Genomic DNA, 13,749 nt, shown 5'->3' with positions numbered 1-13,749 from the left:
AGACCCCGACATGAAGACACCCGAGCAGTGCAGCGGCCTGGACGACGTCCGCTGCGGTATCGACGCCATGGACCAGCAGATCATCCAGGCCCTGGGCCGGCGCCTGGCCTACGTCAAGGCGGCGGCGCAGTTCAAGCCGACCGAGGACAGCATTGCCGCCCCGGAGCGGGTTGCGGCGATGCTCCCGCAACGTCGGCAATGGGCCGAGCAGGCGAGCCTGGACCCGATGTTCGTGGTGCCGCTGTTCGCCCAGATCATCCACTGGAACATTGCCCAGCAAGTGCGCCACTGGCGCCGTCAGCACGGGCTGGATCAAGGAGCCCAAGATGAGTGAATCCTGCCTGTCCGGCTTGACCCGGGCCCTGCGCAAGGGCGAATCCCTGGCCCGGCGCAGGGGGCGGGCGGTGCTGGTGGTGTACAGCCTGGCCGCCGAGCGCCTGGAGCCGCTGCGGCTGTTTGCCGCCAACCGCCAGGTGTTCGGCCAGAGCCTGTTCTGGTCCAGCGACCAGGGCGCCCTGGCCCTGGCCGGGTTCGGCTGCACCGAAGAAATCAGCCCGCCGGCCGCCGAGCGTTTTGCCGCCAGTACCCAGGCCTGGCGCCAGTTGCTGCTGCAGGCCCATCAGGTAGGGCCCAAGCGGGCCTACCTGTGCGGCGGCTTTGCCTTCGACCCCCAGGGCCCGCGCAGTGCCCAGTGGCAGTCGTTCGCCGCCACGTCCCTGGTGCTGCCGCGGATCCTGCTGCTGCGCGAAGGCGAGCAGCAGCACTGGCTGTTCAGCCTGTGGATCGAGCCCGACGCCGACGTGGCCCAGTGCGCCGGTGCCCTGGAGGCGGAGTGGGCCCTGTTGCAGGCGCGCTATACCCACGCCCCCTTGGCACAGATGCCCGTTGGCACCCAGGCCGAGGACCACACCCAGGCAGCCGACCGCTGGCAGGACTGCGTGGCCCGAGCCATCGCGCGGATCCAGGGCGGCGAGCTGAGCAAGGTAGTACTGGCCCGGGAAGTCTGCCTGCGGGCGAGCCGCAGCATTCCTTGCGGGCCGCTGCTGGAAAACCTCAGGGCGGCCTATCCCCAGGCCTTCCTGTTCGCCTTCAGCCGTGGCGACAGCTGCTTTCTCGGCGCCACGCCGGAACGCCTGGTGCGCCTGGCCCGCGGCACCCTCAACACCGTGGCCCTGGCCGGCACCTGCGCGCGCGGCCAGCATGAGCAGCAGGACGCGGAACTGGGCCAGGCCCTGATGGACAGCGCCAAGGACCGCCATGAACACGCCCTGGTGGTGCAGACCCTGCGCGAAGCCCTGCAGCCCTACTGCGCGATGCTGGAGATTCCCCCGCAGCCGCAACTGCACCGCCTGGCCCACGTCCAGCACCTGCTGACCCCGGTGCTGGGGCGGTTGCGGCCCCAGGTCGATCTGCTGCAAGTGGTAGATGCCCTGCACCCGACCCCGGCGGTGGGCGGCCTGCCTCGGGGCAAGGCCCTGGGCTATATCCGCGAGCATGAGCAACTGGACCGCGGCTGGTACGCCGCCCCCGTGGGCTGGCTGAACGCCGAGGGCGATGGCGAGTTTGCCGTGGCCTTGCGTTCCGCCCTGATCCGCGGCAACCAGGCGCACCTGTTTGCCGGTTGCGGCATCGTCGGCGAGTCGGACCCGGCGAGCGAATACCAGGAAACCTGCCTGAAGTTGCGCACCATCGGCGAAGCCCTGCGCCCGCCACCGGCCGCCACCTACGAAAAGCTCGGCCTCTCCCTGTAGGAGCCGGCTTGCCGGCGAACCGCGCAGCGGCCAGTTGGCGCGGTTCGTGGCGAAGGAATGCGACGCTCTTGCGGGCCTCTTCACTGGCAAGCCAGCTCCTACGGATGAGCGGGTGTGCACCCGTAGGAGCCGGCTTGCCGGCGAGCCGCGCAGCGGCCAGTTGGCGCGGTTCATGGCGAAGGAATGCACCAGGGCGTTGATGGCCTGACCGGAGCCCTTGCCCGCCAGGCTCAGGCGCGGCGGTACGTAGTCGTCCTTCAGGCCATGGACCACCCGCAGCGGCATGCCGATTTCGCGGATGGTGTCGATGGCGTATCGTTGCGCCTCCCTCCCTTCGAGCTCCCTGGCGAGTACCCATGAAATTCGACGCGTTGACCGACATCCTGCTAAAGCTCGAAAACGCCTTCAACGACCCTGGCGAGAACCTTGTGCGGCGCATCGACGCCTGCATCGCCGAGGTGGCCCAGTTGGCCGACCCGGCCAGCATTGGCCCGCTGTTGTCGTTGCTCGACGATGAGGCCGAATATGACGAGGTGATGTTTTCGCTGATTCACGCCGCCGAGCATTTCGATGATGCTGTGTATGTGCCGGCGTTGCTGGCGGCGCTGCCCGGCTTGCAGGAACACAGCCCGAGGTGGGCGCAGACGCTTTTCATGCGGGTGCTCAACAGCGAGCCCGCGCGCCTGGAGATGGTCCGTGCCTTGCGCGAAGCGGCGCCTGCGGTCAAGGCGGCGGCCCTGGAGTTGGCCGATTCGATCAATCAGCAGTCTCCGGCATTCCTGGCCAAGACCGTGGTGGTCATGGTGGCGGCTCAGCCGGCTGCGTGAGGGACGTCTAGGGACAGGTTTTTTGCAGGTGCCGCGGGCCCATTCGCTGGCAAGCCAGCTCCTATACAAGCCAGCTTCAGCTGGTGGGGGCGGCGGTGGGGGGCGGGCCGGCGAATTTTTGGCTGGGTTTGGCACGCAGCAGGGCGTTGATGGCCTGGCCGTAGCCCTTGCCCGCCAGGCTCATGCTGTTGTTGTGGGTGCCGCCGGGCACCAGCAGCAGTTTCTTCGGCTCCAGGGCGGCCTGGAACAATTCCTTGCTCAGGCGCGGCGGCACGTAGTCGTCCTTCAGGCCGTGCACCACCAGCAGCGGCATGCCGATCTCGCGGATCTTGTCGATGGAGTCGAACTTCTGCGACATCACCCAGCGCACCGGCAGGGAGGTCTTGGTCACCGCCGCGGCAGCGTCGGCCAGGGTAGTGAAGGTGGATTCGACGATCAGCCCGCGAGCGGCGGTCGGCGCCTTGGCGCTGGCGGCCTGGCGCCCCAGTTCGGCGGCCAGGTCGATGGCCACCGCGCCGCCCAGGGAATGGCCGTAGATCAGGCGCTTGCTGGCGTCGGGCTGCAAGACCTTGAGCCGCTCCCAGGCGATGCGCGCGTCTTCATACACGCTGCTTTCCGAGGGCAGGTCGCCGTGGCTCTGGCCAAAGCCGCGGTAGTCGATGGCCAGCACCGAGTAACCCAGGGCGTGCAGCTGCTCGATGCGAAACAGCTGGCCAGTGAGGTTCCAGCGGACCCCGTGCAGGTAGAGGATCGCCGGGGCATCGGCGCGTTGCGCCGGCCACCACCAGGCGTGGATGTTCTGCCCGGCCTTGAAGCTTTTCGGCTTGAGTTCGAATTCCTGCACCGTGTTCGGCAGGCCGCGATACCAGCCGGCGGTGCCGGGCTCGATGCGAAACACCAGTTGGCGTTCCTTGTGTTCGAGCACCGCGCAGCTCACCGGCAGGCCGACCACCAGCGCGGCCATGCACAGCAGGGAAAACCAGCGACGGCGCAGGCGCTGGGGCAGGGTTGGGGACATGGAAGGCTTCACCGCAGGACAGTCGAAAACGCGTTTTAACAGATGTGCCGCGACGGCTGCAGGAATTTCGGCGCAACGGTCGGCGGCAAGGGTTAGCAAATGCTACAGAGAGGGTCGGCAAGCGCCGTGGCCACCCGCTGCCGGGGCGGGCCACGACGGTGGGGCTTTAGAAGTTCCAGCGAGTGCTGAGCATCACATTCCGCGGGTCGCCGTAGTACGACGAGTTGTAGAAGCCGATGTTGGTGAAGTACTTCTTGTCGAACAGGTTGTTGACGTTGAGGGTGGCCGAGACGTTCTCGGTGATCTGGTAGCGGGCCATCAGGTCCACCAGCCAGTAAGGGTCCTGGGCGAATTTTTCCTCGGTGCCCTTGCCGTAGTTGCTGAGTATCTTCCAGCCAGTGCCCTGCCAGCGCACGCCGCTGCCCAGGGTCAGCTTGTCCAGGCTGCCGGTCAGTTTGTAGCTGGTGTAGAGGTTGACCTGATCTTCCGGTTCCCAGGTGGAGACCTTGGCCCCGCTCTGGTCGCGAATGATCTTGTGGGTATAACCGGCCTGCAGCTGCCAGCCGGGGGTGAGCTCTCCGGAGATTTCCGCTTCATAACCCTTGGCCTTGGACTTGATGCCCTTGGAGGCATAGTCCAGCCCGGGGGTAGTGGGGTTGGCGTTATAGGCCAGGTCATCCACTGGCCGGTTTTCTTCATGCACCTCGAAGTAGGCCAGGCTGGAGTTCAGGCGACCGTCGAAGAACTCGCCCTTGAGGCCCACCTCGTAGTTGGTGCCTTCGTCGGGCTTGAGCACCTTGTCGTTGCGGTCGCGGTAGTCGTCCTGGGGCAGGTAGATCTCGGTGTAGCTGGCATAGACGGAGAAGTTCTGGTCGAGGTCGTAGACCACCCCGGCGTAGGGAATGACTTTGCCGGTGTCCTTGGTCCGGCTGGTGCCGCTGACCTCGTAGTTGTTGACCCGGCTGCCCAGCAGCAACGAAAGATCATCGTTGAGGCTAAAGCGCGTGGTCATGTAGCCGGCACTCTGGCGGGTGGTCTCGTCGTTCTTTTTGGTGATGCGGCCCCAATCGGGCTTGGGGCTGTGCCCGTCCCAGTTGAAGTAGTCGTAGAAATTGTTGTGATTGGTGGCGCTGGTGAAGTCCCGGCCTTTCCAGTGCGAGTTGGAGATCGAGGCACCGACCACCAACTGATGCTCGCGCCCCAGCAGGTCGAAGGGGCCCGTGGCGTAAAGGTCGCCGCTGTCGCTGACGGTTTCGCCGGTGTACTTGCGGGTCAGCAGCGAGGCGATGCCGGTCTCGGCATTGGGCGACATCAGCGAACCCAAGGGCGCGTTGTAGCCATTGATCTGGTGGTTGTATTGGGCCTTGGCCACCCAGCCGTTGGCGAAGCTGTGCTCCAGGGTGCTGAACACGGTGCGGGTGTATTGCGACCAGCGGCTCCAGCTCGCGCCGTTGTTGTAGGAGCGCGAGGTGCTGATGGCGTTGCCCTTGGAGTCGTACAGCGAACTGCTGCCCGACCAGCTGGAACCCTTGGGGTCGTTGTCCTGATAGTCGGCGCCGACGGTCAGCAGGGTGTCCGGTGACAGGTCGAACTCGAGGATGCCGTAGTAGACGCTGGTCTGGCGCTGGTAGTGGTCAAGGAAGGATTTCTTGTCCTGATAGGCGGCGACCATCCGCCCGCGGACATTGCCGCTGTCGGTCAGGGGGCCGCTGACATCGACCTGCGAACGGTAGTTGTCCCAGGAACCGGCCCCCAGGTCGATGTGCCCGGCGAATTCGGCAGTGGGTTTCTTGCGCACCATGTTGATGGTGCCGCCGGGGCCACCGGCACCGGTGAGCAGGCCGGTGGCACCCTTGAGTATTTCCACGCGGTCGTAGATCACCGTGTCGGTGAGGGTGTGGCCCGAGGAGTACTGTGCGTCCTGCAGGATCGGAATCCCGTCGTACTGGAAGTTCTGAATGGCAAAACCGCGGGAGTAGTAGCTGGTGCGGTCACTGTCGTAGGTGGCCACGGTGATGCCTGGGGTATGGCGCATCACCTCGTCGATGGAGTTGAGGCCAAAGTCATCCATGGCCTGGCGGGTCACCACCGAGATCGACTGCGGGGTTTCCCGCGGTGTCAGCACTAGCCGGGTGGCGGTGGCGATGGTGCCCGGCGTGTAGGAGCCGCTGCCTTCGGTGACGGTGCCCAGCTGGTTGGTGGTGACCGTGGTTGCTCCCAGCTCGACCCGTTCACCGCCGCTGGCCTGTATTACCCGATAGCCCGCGCCCTCGGCCACGGCTTGCAGGCCCAGGGGTTTGAGCAGGCGCTGCAGGCCTTCGGCCACGCTGAAACGGCCATTCAGGCCGGTGCTGCGCTTACCGGCGCTGAGGTTGGCGTCGATGGCGATCATGCTTGCCGATTGCTGGCCGAAGATGCCCAGCACCTGGTCCAGGTTGCCCGGGGCGATGGCGTAGTCGCGCTGCTGGTGGTCGGTCACGGCGGCGCCGGTTTCGGCGGCCAGCAGCGGCAGGCTGGTGCTGGCGATGGACAGGCCGATGATGACCGGGCGCAAGGTCGCGGCAAGGGGCGTAAGGCGAATGTGCATAAGGAAAATCCGTGGGTTGGGAAGGGATGGCGCTGAGCTGTTTTCCAGCTTCTTCCCTGGTCTTGATGCACGAGATTGAAAAAACTGCCGCCGCCCTGAAAAAAACAGGAAAACAATCAGGCAGCGTCCACGGAGGCCCAGTACCCCATTACCCGCCGGATGCGAATCGGCAGGGTCCTGGCCAGCAAATCGAGGCTGGCGTCCGGCTGGTCCAGGGAGAACGAGCCGGAAACCCGCAACCCGGCGACTTCGGCGGAGCAGCGCAGCAGGCCGGGGCGATAGCGGTCGAGTTCGGCGATCACCTCGCCCAGGGGGCGACGCTCGGCGATCAGCAGGCCCTGGGTCCAGGCATTGGCCGTGGTGGGCACGGCGGCCAGGGCGCTGATCCGCTGTTGGGCGATATCCACTTGCTGGCCCGGGTCCAGGCTTAGCGCAGGGGCATGGGCGGTGCTCACCGAGCCGCTGCCGGCGAGCAGTTGTACCCGGGTGCCGTTGATGCCCGGCAAGCCGACGCTGAGGATCAACTGCGAGCGCGGGGCGAGCTGGATGTGCCCATCGGTGGTGGCGACCTGCACGGGCGCGGCGTTGCCCAGGGTCAGCAACAGGCGGCCGCTGTTGAGCCGCAGTTGCAGGCCCTGGGGGCTGGCCTTCTGGTCGAGGCTGGTGCGCGTGTCCAGTTGCAGGCTGGCGCCAGCGGCCAGTTGCAGCTGGCGGCGCTCGCCGGTGGCGGTGTGGTAGTCGCTGAACAGTTGCGGCAACAGCAACCGTTCGCGCACGCTCCAGCTGCTGGCGGCCACCACGCCCAGGCCGACGATGCCCTTGAGCAGGGTGCGCCGCCCGGGGTGGCTGCGAGCCTGCAGCAGTTGCCGGGCGTGGGGCGCGGGCAGGCTGCGGGTGCTGTCGCGCAGGTCCTGGCCGATGCCGGCCAGGCGCTGCCAGGCCAGCTCATGCTGCGGGTCGGCCCGGCGCCAGGCCAGGCAGGCGGCCTGCTGCTCGGGGGGGCTGATGCCCGATTGCAGCAGCACCAGCCACTCCAGGGCCTGGTCCAGTACCTGCTGCTCCACGGCGCCCTGATCGTCCACTGGCTGAAAGGCGTTCATCCCGGGTACACCGCCGCGTAGCAGTGGCGGTAGGCCTTGAGCATGGCTTTCTGCACCACGTTGACCGAGAGCTGCAGGCGTTGGGCAATTTGCGGGTAGGTCAGGCCTTCGAGCTGGGACAGCAGAAACACCTCGCGCACCCGGCTGCCCAGGCCGTCCAGCACCTGGCCCACGGCGTCCAGGGCCTCAAGCACCAGCAGCCGGGTTTCCGGCGAGGGCTGGTACTGCGGCTCCAGCTGCGCCAGGGTTTCCAGGTATGCGCGCTCCAGGGCCTGGCGCCGGAAATACTGCCCGCACAGGCGGCTGGCCACGGTGTTGAGGTAGGCCCGGGGTTCGCGCAGTACCGGCAGTCGCTCGCTGCGCAAGATGCGCACAAAGGTGTCCTGTGCCAGGTCCATGGCCTGGTCCTGGTTGCCGAGCTTGCGTCGCAGCAGTTGCACCACCCAGTTGTGATGCTGGAGGTAGAGCTCGCCCACGGCGTGCTGTAGCGAAGGGTTGGGCACCATCGATAAGGGTTCCGAGGTCGAGGTGGGTGAAATGGGCGTTTATGGTAATGCTTCTCATTAGTGAGTGCTTGAGTTTTTATTGCCGTTCACCAGGGCTGACTGCCACTCGGAAAAGTGAGCAGGGTTGCGGTTTAATTGGTTGCAAGGTACAACTAAATGCCTCACTTGCGAGGTCACGCCCATGCCGAGTTCATCCGCTTCCCTTATCCCATCACTGCGCCAGGCCTCCCGGCAGATGGTCCGCGAGCTGGGCTTCATGCAGGCCACCCTGGCCGCCACCGACTACCCGCCCTCGGCGGTGCATGCATTGCTGGAGATCGGCCAGGGCAATGCCCTGACCGCCGGTGACCTGGTGACCCTGCTGGGCCTGGAGAAATCCAGCGTCAGCCGCCTGGTGCGCAAGCTGGTGGACGCCGGCGAGATCAGCGAGCAGGCCCATGACCAGGACGCCCGCTCCAAGAAGCTGCAGCTCAGCGCCCGGGGGCGCCAGACCCTGGCCGGCATCGACCGTTTCGCCCAGGCCCAGGTGGCCGCGGCCCTGGCCCACCTGAGCCCGGCCCAGCAGCGCAGCGCCTGTGCGGGCATCGCCGACTACGCCCGGGCATTGCGTGCGGTGCGGCTGGGAGAGGCGCCCGAACAGCCGGAGCGCTGCTCCATCGCCCGTGGCTACCGGCCCGGAGTGATTGGCCGCATCGCCGAAATGCACGCCCGTTACTACGCGGATCTGGCGGGTTTCGGCCAGCCCTTCGAAAGCCTGGTGGCGCGGGACATGGCCGAATTGATGGGGCGTTTGCACAACCCGCGCAATGAAGTCTGGGTGGCGCTGCAGGGGGAACGGATTGTCGGTTCCATCGCCATTGATGGGGAGGGCGAGGGCGGCGAGGCGCTCCTGCGTTGCTTCATTCTCGATGAGGCCGCCCGCGGCCAGGGGCTGGGCCGGCGGTTGCTGGCCGAGGCCCTGGGCTTTTGTGACCAGTGGGGTTTTGCCGCCACCCGGCTGTGGACCTTCAAGGGCCTGGATGCGGCGCGCGCGTTGTATGAGGAACAGGGCTTTGTGCTGGTGCAGGAGCAAGAGGGCGAGCAATGGGGCGCGCCAGTGACCGAGCAGTGTTTTGTGCGAGCAAGGGTGGCGCAGCGCGACACAATCCGCTGAGCGCTATAGCCGCTGCTGAGCCTGCGAAGCTGCGCAAAGGCCCGCAGGGCCTTGCCTGGCGGTCTCGAGCCGAGCCTGTGGCGGCCCTGAAAACCTGCGTCTGCTGCGTCGGAATGCCGCCCAAGCCGTTCGCAGCCTTGTGCAGCGGCTACAGATAGCCGGTACTGGTGGTAGGGTTAGCCCCCTGATGATTATCGATCTGTGGAGAAGCATCCCATGCAAGCCATCAAGCTCAGCCTGCCGGCATCCCTGGACAACCTGAAGCGCGTGGAGCTGGCAGACCCCGGCCAGCCCGGCGCCGGGCAGATCCGCGTGCGTATCCATGCCTGTTCCTTGAACTTCCACGATTACGCCGTGGTGACCGGCGCGCTGCCCACCGCCGACGGGCGGATTCCCATGGCCGATGGCGCCGGGGTCGTGGAAGCGGTGGGCGAGGGCGTCAGCGAGTTCAAGGTGGGCGATGCGGTGGTGTCCTGCTTCTTTCCCCATTGGCACGATGGCGGCCCGGCGATCGCCGATTTCAGCACCACCCCGGGCGATGGCGTCGACGGTTACGCCCGTGAAGTGGTGATCCAGCCCAGCCACTGGTTCACCCATGCGCCCAAGGGCTACAGCCATGCCGAGGCGGCGACCCTGACCACCGCCGGCCTGACTGCCTGGCGCGCACTGGTGGTGGACGGCGCGCTCAAGGCCGGGGAAACCGTGCTGGTGCTGGGCACCGGCGGGGTGTCGATCTTTGCCCTGCAACTGGCCAAGGCCATGGGTGCCACGGTGATCGCCACCTCCTCCTCGGACGCCAAGCTGGCCAAGGTGCGCGAGCTGGGGGCCGACCATACCCTCAACTATCGCACCCACCCCGAGTGGGGCGCTGAAGTGCTCAAGCTCACCGGCGGCCGCGGCGTCGATCACGTGGTGGAAGTCGGTGGCCCGGGCACCTTGCCGCAGTCGATCAACGCGTGCCGCATTGGCGGGCACATCGCCCTGATCGGCGTGCTCACCGGCTGGGCCGGACCGGTGCCGACCGCGGCGCTGATGGCCAGGCAACAGCGCCTGCAGGGGCTGATCGTCGGCAGCCGCCAGCAGCAGATCGAAATGGTCCGGGGCCTGGAAGCCACCGGCATCAAACCGATCATCGACAGCACCTTCCCCCTGGCGGATATCGCCAAGGCCTTCGCCCATGAAGCCTCGGGCGCGCACCTGGGGAAAATCTGCCTGAGCCTCTGAAGCGCGGATCGCGGCCAGTTGCGTCTGTTGCGTGGGCCCGCCTTGTCGCGCGGGCTCAATGCGCCGGTTTGAGTTGCCCAGCCGCGTCGGCGCGGGCGATGACGGTGAGGATCGACAGGGCGGCGATGACCAGGCCTGGGGAGGTGGCCAGCAGGACGCCGGCGGTGCCGGCGCCCGCGGCCAGGATCTGCCCGGCGGCCAGGGGGCCGGCCACTGAGCCCAGGCGGCCGATGGCCACGGCGGCGCCAACCCCGGTGGCTCGCACGGCGGTCGGGTAGGAGGGTGGTGCCAGTGCGTAGAGCACCAATTGTGCGGCCATCACGAACAGCCCGGCAGCGAACCCGGCAACGGTCATGGGAACGATGCCCACCGACAGCCCGACCCCGGCCAGCGCCGCCAGCAGCCCGGCGTACACAAAAAGCACCACCTTGATCCCGTTGCAGCGGTCCAGCAGCAGGCCGCCGAGCAGCGAGCCGAGGGCGCCGCCGATGTTGAACAGCATCTGCACCAGACCCGCCTGGGGTTTGCTGAAGCCTTGTTCGAGCAGCAGGGATGGCAGCCAGTTGAGCAGCATGTACATCACGGTCAGGGTGAAGAAATAACTCAGCCACAAGGCCAGTGTGGTGCGTCCGCGACCTTCGCCGAACAGCGCCTGGGGCGTGGAGGCACGGAGGGTGCCGGCGCTGGCCGTGTGTTGGCGAAAGGCGCTGGACTCCGGCAGCAGCCAGGCCATCAGCGGCACCACCAGCAGGGGGGCCATGCCTCCGATGATAAAGGTCGTCTGCCAATGTTCACTGGAGAACATGGCCACCACCGCCGCCAGCGCGCCGCCCAGGGGTACGCCGCAATACATGACGCTGATGGCCGTGCCCCGACGTTGCTCGCTCACCGCTTCGGCGCACAGGGCGATCAGGTTGGGCAGCGCCGCACCCAGGCCGAGGCCGGTCATGAAGCGCACCAGCAGCAGGCCCGAATAGCTTTCGACGTAGGCCGTGCACAGCGAGAACAGGCCGAACATCAGCACCGCGCCGACCAGGATCTTCTTGCGCCCGATACGGTCGGCCACCCAGCCGCCGAAGAACGCCCCAGGCAGCAGGCCGATGATCCCTGCGCTGAACACCCAGCCCATCATCTTCGGGTCCAGGGCAAAGCTCTGGCGCAACCCGGCAGCGGCGGTGCCGGCGGCCTGCAGATCGAACCCTTCGATCAGCGCAACGATAAAGCACAAAGCAATGGTCAGCGTCGAACGACGTGATGGACTGTCCATGGGCAAACCTCATTGTTGTTTTTGTTGTGGTGGCGAGCCGTGCGTCGACACTGGGTGGCCGATGCGGCGGTTCGGGGATTAAGATAACAAAAATAACTAAAATATGAATTACGGCGTATTTCTATCAAAAAATACAAATAAAACCTTTAAAAACAATTAATTATAATTTGTATTCATGTGAATCAATAAAATAGATAATTTTATTAATGTTCGATTATCGGTCATTTTCGATTGACGGCAGTCCTTGGCTGTTTCAATTCTTTGTCCGCGAAGCCAGCTGCAAGGCTTTTGCCCAACGCCTAGAACAACAACAAAAAATGGACATCGAACATGCCAACACTTCCAACCAACGCCGTTGCCGCTGCGTCAGATTCCTGCGTGCCCACTCACCAGCGAGGCCTGGCCCTGGCCCTGCTGGGCTTGAGCGTGTTGCCCGGCCATCTCTGGGCCGCGGGGTTCGTCGAAGACAGCCACGGCACGCTGACCCTGCGCAATTACTATATGGACCGCGACTACAAGGACGACGGGGCGAAGACCGCCGCGCGGGAATGGGCGCAGGGTTTCATCATGAACATGGAATCGGGTTTCACCGAGGGCACCGTCGGTTTTGGCCTGGATGTGCGCGGGCTGCTGGGGGTCAAGCTTGATTCCTCGCCGGACCGCAGCGGCACTGAATTGCTGCCGGTTTCGGCCAGCGACAAGCGCGCCGCGGATGAGTATTCGCGGCTGGCGCCCACCGCCAAACTGCGGCTTGCCCAGACCACGGTGAAGACCGGCGATGTTTCGATCTTCCTGCCGTTCGCCTTTGCCAGCCCGTCGCGCCTGCTGCCGCAGACGTTTCGCGGCACCACCCTAAGCTCCAAGGACATCGACGGCCTGACCCTCAACACCGGTTACATCGACCGCATCAACAAGCGCGACTCCACCGACTACCAGGCCATGACCATTGCCTCGCCCAACCGGCGTTTCAATGCCACTGCCAGCACCTCGCACCTGGCGTACCTGGGGGGCGATTACCAGGTCAGCAAGGACCTCAGCCTGCGTGCCTATCACGCGCAAGTGGCCGACCTCTACCAGCAGGACACCCTGGCCCTGCTGCACAACTTGCCTTTGGGCAATGGCGTGCTGAGCAGCGACCTGCGCAGCTTTTTCAGCCGTGAAGACGGCAGCGCCAAGGCCGGTCGGGTCGACAACCGCAACCTCTCGGCGCTGCTGGGCTACAAGTTCGGCGGGCACCGGGTGAGCCTGGGCTACATGCATTCCAGTGGCGATACGGCCACGCCCTATATCTCCGGCACCGAGTTGATGGGGATGAGCGAGCTGACCATGAGTTCGGACTTTCTCAACGCCAAGGAGCGCACCTGGCAAGCCATCTACGACTATGACTTTGCGGCGTCCGGCTTGCCCGGGCTCAAGAGTCGGCTGCGTTATGTGCGTGGCGACAACATCGAACTCGCGGCCTTCAATGCCGAAGAACGCAAGGAGCGCGAATTCCAGATGGAATTGGGCTACGTGGTACAGAGTGGCCCGCTGAAAAACGTCGGGCTGGTGGCACGCAAGTCGATCTATCGCAATGACTTCCCGGCGGGCGCGGCGTTTCGCGATGAAAACCAGACCCGCTTCCTGGTGCTCTACACCTTGCCGATCTGGTAAGCCCGCAAGCGCCTCGCTGCGCCAGCGTGCCGGCCTTGTGCCGGCACCTTGGGTTCAGTCCTGGTAGACCTTCTTCAACAGGCGCAGTAGCTCTTCGCGTTCCTCGCCGCTCAAGGCCGAGGTGGCGTCGAGGTCGCTTTGCGCGGCGATCTGCTGGAGTTCCTTGAGCAGGGCCTCGCCGGTCTTGCTCAGGAAGATCCCGTAGGAGCGCTTGTCCGGCTTGCAGCGCACCCGCACCGCCAGAGCACGGCTTTCCAGTTTATTGAGCAGGGGCACCACTTGCGGTGGTTCGATGGCGAGGGCGCGGGCCAGATCGGCCTGCATCAGGCCCGGGTTCTGGTCGATGATCGCCAAGGCCGAGAACTGCGCGGGGCGCAGGTCGTGGGCCGAGAGCCGGCCGATCAGGTTCTGGAACAGCTTGAGCTGGGCGCGACGCATGGCGTAGCCAATCAGTTCGTCCAGTGCCGAATCCAGCGGCGCCTGAACCTCGGCGTTGGCGGGTGGGGCCTCGCGCAGGTCGGCGAGGGGAGCGGGCTTGGCCATGACAAAAACATCCTGGGTCGGTTAACAAGGCTATCCAGTTTGCCGGGGTCGGCCGCTGATAGCTACGTTTGCCTGTGCTAGCAGTCACTGCAGAAGGATTTTATCCAGGGCCGAAGAAAA

Annotated in this window: 12 protein-coding genes; 6 read left to right on the top strand and 6 right to left on the bottom strand. The window is 65.6% G+C overall.

Annotation, left to right across the window (positions count from 1 at the left end):
• The first annotated feature begins 10 nt into the window (after positions 1-10).
• The 3 genes from AC1RGE_RS07780 to AC1RGE_RS07770 all read left to right on the top strand — a co-directional run bounded on the left by AC1RGE_RS07780 (position 11) and on the right by AC1RGE_RS07770 (position 2,578).
• A complete protein-coding gene (locus tag AC1RGE_RS07780; protein WP_026020138.1) occupies positions 11-334 on the top strand; it encodes an isochorismate lyase in 324 nt (107 codons plus the stop codon).
• Positions 327-1,751, top strand: a complete 1,425-nt coding sequence (locus tag AC1RGE_RS07775) for an isochorismate synthase (protein ID WP_492583842.1) — start codon at positions 327-329, stop codon at positions 1,749-1,751. The genes AC1RGE_RS07780 and AC1RGE_RS07775 overlap by 8 nt, the downstream gene beginning before the upstream one ends.
• 356 nt (positions 1,752-2,107) lie before the next feature.
• The gene (locus AC1RGE_RS07770) at positions 2,108-2,578 is read left to right on the top strand and encodes an Imm30 family immunity protein (protein ID WP_011061767.1); all 471 of its coding nucleotides are present in this window, start codon (positions 2,108-2,110) and stop codon (positions 2,576-2,578) included.
• Positions 2,579-2,654: 76 nt separating this feature from the next.
• On the opposite strand, the gene AC1RGE_RS07765 is transcribed toward AC1RGE_RS07770, so the two are convergent.
• The 4 genes from AC1RGE_RS07765 to AC1RGE_RS07750 form a co-directional block, all read right to left on the bottom strand.
• Positions 2,655-3,596 carry an alpha/beta hydrolase gene (locus AC1RGE_RS07765; protein WP_492583840.1) on the bottom strand — a complete coding sequence of 314 codons (942 nt, stop codon included), beginning with the start codon at positions 3,594-3,596 and terminating at the stop codon, positions 2,655-2,657.
• Positions 3,597-3,762: 166 nt separating this feature from the next.
• On the bottom strand, positions 3,763-6,183 hold the full coding sequence (locus AC1RGE_RS07760; RefSeq protein ID WP_492583838.1) for a TonB-dependent siderophore receptor: 2,421 nt from the start codon (positions 6,181-6,183) through the stop codon (positions 3,763-3,765).
• Between the two features lie 116 nt (positions 6,184-6,299).
• Complete coding sequence (locus AC1RGE_RS07755) at positions 6,300-7,283, bottom strand: DUF4880 domain-containing protein (RefSeq protein ID WP_125063019.1); 984 nt, start codon at positions 7,281-7,283, stop codon at positions 6,300-6,302.
• The gene (locus tag AC1RGE_RS07750; RefSeq protein WP_011061763.1) at positions 7,280-7,789 is read right to left on the bottom strand and encodes a sigma-70 family RNA polymerase sigma factor; all 510 of its coding nucleotides are present in this window, start codon (positions 7,787-7,789) and stop codon (positions 7,280-7,282) included. The genes AC1RGE_RS07755 and AC1RGE_RS07750 overlap by 4 nt, the downstream gene beginning before the upstream one ends.
• Positions 7,790-7,970: 181 nt before the next feature.
• On the opposite strand from AC1RGE_RS07750, the gene AC1RGE_RS07745 reads away from it, so the two are divergent.
• A complete protein-coding gene (locus AC1RGE_RS07745) occupies positions 7,971-8,942 on the top strand; it encodes a bifunctional helix-turn-helix transcriptional regulator/GNAT family N-acetyltransferase (protein WP_492583836.1) in 972 nt (323 codons plus the stop codon).
• Between the two features lie 216 nt (positions 8,943-9,158).
• Complete coding sequence (locus AC1RGE_RS07740; protein ID WP_065364247.1) at positions 9,159-10,166, top strand: zinc-dependent alcohol dehydrogenase family protein; 1,008 nt, start codon at positions 9,159-9,161, stop codon at positions 10,164-10,166.
• A gap of 55 nt (positions 10,167-10,221) precedes the next feature.
• Here AC1RGE_RS07740 and mhpT read toward each other — a convergent pair whose 3' ends face one another.
• Positions 10,222-11,433, bottom strand: coding sequence for a 3-(3-hydroxy-phenyl)propionate transporter MhpT (mhpT, locus tag AC1RGE_RS07735; RefSeq protein ID WP_492583835.1), 1,212 nt, complete (start codon positions 11,431-11,433; stop codon positions 10,222-10,224).
• 330 nt (positions 11,434-11,763) lie between these two features.
• Between mhpT and AC1RGE_RS07730 the strand changes: the two genes are divergently transcribed.
• Entirely contained in the window at positions 11,764-13,086 is a 1,323-nt protein-coding gene (locus tag AC1RGE_RS07730; RefSeq protein WP_492583833.1) for an OprD family porin, read from the top strand.
• A 54-nt stretch (positions 13,087-13,140) separates the two neighbouring features.
• Here the strand turns inward: AC1RGE_RS07730 and AC1RGE_RS07725 are convergent, their stop codons facing one another.
• Positions 13,141-13,629 carry a MarR family winged helix-turn-helix transcriptional regulator gene (locus tag AC1RGE_RS07725; protein WP_492583831.1) on the bottom strand — a complete coding sequence of 163 codons (489 nt, stop codon included), beginning with the start codon at positions 13,627-13,629 and terminating at the stop codon, positions 13,141-13,143.
• Positions 13,630-13,749: the final 120 nt, after the last annotated feature.

It is taken from the genome of Pseudomonas sp. GW823-FHT02C05 (assembly GCF_058797595.1).
Note: the sequence above shows the minus strand (reverse complement) of the source record. Positions and strands in the feature narration are given on the sequence as shown.

What these genes read in the sequence shown, in the direction of transcription:
- AC1RGE_RS07780 (WP_026020138.1), top strand. Translation starts at nt 11, where the DNA reads ATGAAGACACCCGAGCAGTGCAGCGGCCTGGACGACGTCCGCTGCGGT.
- AC1RGE_RS07775 (WP_492583842.1), top strand. Translation starts at nt 327, where the DNA reads ATGAGTGAATCCTGCCTGTCCGGCTTGACCCGGGCCCTGCGCAAGGGC.
- AC1RGE_RS07770 (WP_011061767.1), top strand. Translation starts at nt 2,108, where the DNA reads ATGAAATTCGACGCGTTGACCGACATCCTGCTAAAGCTCGAAAACGCC.
- AC1RGE_RS07765 (WP_492583840.1), bottom strand. Translation starts at nt 3,596, where the DNA reads ATGTCCCCAACCCTGCCCCAGCGCCTGCGCCGTCGCTGGTTTTCCCTG.
- AC1RGE_RS07760 (WP_492583838.1), bottom strand. Translation starts at nt 6,183, where the DNA reads ATGCACATTCGCCTTACGCCCCTTGCCGCGACCTTGCGCCCGGTCATC.
- AC1RGE_RS07755 (WP_125063019.1), bottom strand. Translation starts at nt 7,283, where the DNA reads ATGAACGCCTTTCAGCCAGTGGACGATCAGGGCGCCGTGGAGCAGCAG.
- AC1RGE_RS07750 (WP_011061763.1), bottom strand. Translation starts at nt 7,789, where the DNA reads ATGGTGCCCAACCCTTCGCTACAGCACGCCGTGGGCGAGCTCTACCTC.
- AC1RGE_RS07745 (WP_492583836.1), top strand. Translation starts at nt 7,971, where the DNA reads ATGCCGAGTTCATCCGCTTCCCTTATCCCATCACTGCGCCAGGCCTCC.
- AC1RGE_RS07740 (WP_065364247.1), top strand. Translation starts at nt 9,159, where the DNA reads ATGCAAGCCATCAAGCTCAGCCTGCCGGCATCCCTGGACAACCTGAAG.
- mhpT (WP_492583835.1), bottom strand. Translation starts at nt 11,433, where the DNA reads ATGGACAGTCCATCACGTCGTTCGACGCTGACCATTGCTTTGTGCTTT.
- AC1RGE_RS07730 (WP_492583833.1), top strand. Translation starts at nt 11,764, where the DNA reads ATGCCAACACTTCCAACCAACGCCGTTGCCGCTGCGTCAGATTCCTGC.
- AC1RGE_RS07725 (WP_492583831.1), bottom strand. Translation starts at nt 13,629, where the DNA reads ATGGCCAAGCCCGCTCCCCTCGCCGACCTGCGCGAGGCCCCACCCGCC.